Below are 2,148 nucleotides of genomic sequence, written 5' to 3'. Positions count from 1 at the left end.
TTCGATTGGGACAATGACTTCGTCTACCCCGACCCTGTACAGGGCCTAGAGACGGTGTATCTGCTGCGGGGAATGCTAACCACCTATTTCATTGTTTTTGTCTACTTCGTAGCGCACTGGTTTTGCTTTTACGTGGAGAGTTTTCGGAACATTAAGCAGGCGTTACACCCGCCGCAAAGCCCCCTGGACTTCTCTTTCGGGAGATGGATTGTCATATTCGCGGGGCTGTTAATTATGTGTGTTGTAGTCCCGATTTTCGCTATCACTGCCATTGGAGGGGAACCCGTTGGAACCCGAGGGGACGACATCATACTGCTCCTGACCAATCACTGGCCGCTGGCGCTACTGGTGCAATATTTTTCCTGGTGTGGCGCCTGGGTAGTCGTGTGGATGATGATCAATGCCTTGTCGACGAAGTGTTTGAGGACAAGCGCTTGATATCAAGTGCTTGAAATATTGATAGACCATATGCGCAGGAGGAAAAAGGATGGCAACCGATAATTCCAATGCTATTGCGAATGACGTTGAGCCTCAGTCTTCAGGCGATTATACGGCATTCAGAGAGAGGATCGCCGAGCTGGCCATGGACTCCGATGTCCAGAAGGCATTTACCACCACGAGTGTCGATGCGGCTACTCAAGGGGCCGCCAAAGCCAATATCAACCAGGCCGCCCGTTTGCTGCCCGATGGCTGGATGAGCGGATCACTGGGCATCGACGACCTGGCGGCGCAGATGGAGGCGGGGCGCCAGGCGATCGCCACTGGAGGAAAACAACGATGAGCTGGAAAACCGTAGATGTCTGTGTTTGGGCCACCAACTGCCTGACCGATTCCGAACTGATGTATGCCATTCGCTCCGATAAAAGTTTGGAGGATGAGGAGAGTGCTGCGGAGACCATGGATCGTGCAGTGAGAGGGGAGCCGATGCCTGCCGAGCGCTTTCCGAGGGAGATGTACGTGGCCAGCGAATTCGACAACATAACCTCAGTGCCGGATATCTTTACGAGCGGGTTTTGGGTAGTGTCCGCCCGTTTCGCGGCAGTGCTACGTCGTTTTGATCTTGGAAAGACGGCGCTCTATCCGGTCAAGCTGTTCCAACACGACCGAAAAACACCGTTCGAAGGCGAGTACTTTACCCTGGCCTTCGGCGAGACCAGGGATACCTTTGTGCCGGAGGAGTCGCCCGAGGCCATGAAATTCCCTTTCACGAAAAAGAATCTTTGGGTTGCGAGTCTAGGGCGTGAAGATAATGGGTTGGCGCTAAGTGATGATGCTTTGCAAGGCGTTGATTTATGGATGGAAAAAAATAAGGCAATGTTTTTTTATAAGCGATCGTTTGGTTCAGGCACTCAAGACTGAAAATTTGTCTCAAGGATTAAAACCTTACCGTTGCCGAGTGATTGAGCAGGTGTGAGTCACCAGCGCTAAATATAGTCCCTTTATCGAGAGGGGCGGGATCATAGCTGAGAGTACCACGTTTAACCGACGTTCAAGAGCCGAATCGCCAACGCCCCTCACAAAGGGCGTTGACCACTCTGCTTTTGAGAGAGTGCGAAGTGCGACGTATCACCTGACGATCACCACCCAAGGAAGTTAAAGAGAGGAACCTAACGATGAGCTGGAAAACCGTAGATGCCTGTGTTTGGGCTACTAACTGCTTCACCGATAGCGAACTGATTTACGCCTTCGACCCTGATAATTATTTAACTGATGAAGATAATGCCGTCGATGCTATGAAGCGGGCCAAGCTTGGAGAGCAGTTACCTGTCGAGCGTTTTCCGAAAGAGATGTATGTGACCAGCAGCTATGAACGATTCAAGACAGTCCCGGATATTTTCTGCGGTGGTTTCTGGATCGTCTCCGCCCGTTTCGCCGAGGTGCTGCGCCGCTTCGAGCTGGGTCGCACGGCGCTCTATCCGGTCAAGCTGTTCCAACACGATCGAAAAACACCGTTCGAGGGCGAATATTTTACTCTGGCGTTTGGGGAGACCAAAGATACTTTTGTGCCCGAGGAGTCGCCCGAAGCCAGAAAAATCCCTTTTACGAAAAAGGATCTTTGGGGAGAAAGCTTGGCGGATGCAGCTTCTGAGTGCAACACGGTCAATGAATCGATGACGGAGCTTCATGGTACTTCGCCATCAGTTCGCT

4 protein-coding genes are annotated in these 2,148 nt (G+C 51.9%); all 4 read left to right on the top strand.

Annotated features, from left to right (window positions below; genetic code table 11):
* The coding region (locus HUS66_RS17680) for a hypothetical protein (RefSeq protein ID WP_217488175.1) at positions 1-438 on the top strand (438 nt) is incomplete at its 5' end.
* 49 nt (positions 439-487) lie between these two features.
* On the top strand, positions 488-781 hold the full coding sequence (locus HUS66_RS17295; protein WP_175072435.1) for a hypothetical protein: 294 nt from the start codon (positions 488-490) through the stop codon (positions 779-781).
* On the top strand, positions 778-1,359 hold the full coding sequence (locus tag HUS66_RS17290; protein WP_175072434.1) for a hypothetical protein: 582 nt from the start codon (positions 778-780) through the stop codon (positions 1,357-1,359). The genes HUS66_RS17295 and HUS66_RS17290 overlap by 4 nt, the downstream gene beginning before the upstream one ends.
* A 254-nt stretch (positions 1,360-1,613) precedes the next feature.
* The coding region (locus HUS66_RS17285) for a hypothetical protein (RefSeq protein WP_175072433.1) at positions 1,614-2,148 on the top strand (535 nt) is incomplete at its 3' end.

Source organism: Onishia taeanensis (assembly GCF_013349955.1).
Taxonomy (GTDB): Bacteria; Pseudomonadota; Gammaproteobacteria; order Pseudomonadales; family Halomonadaceae; genus Onishia; species Onishia taeanensis_B.
Note: the sequence above shows the minus strand (reverse complement) of the source record. Positions and strands in the feature narration are given on the sequence as shown.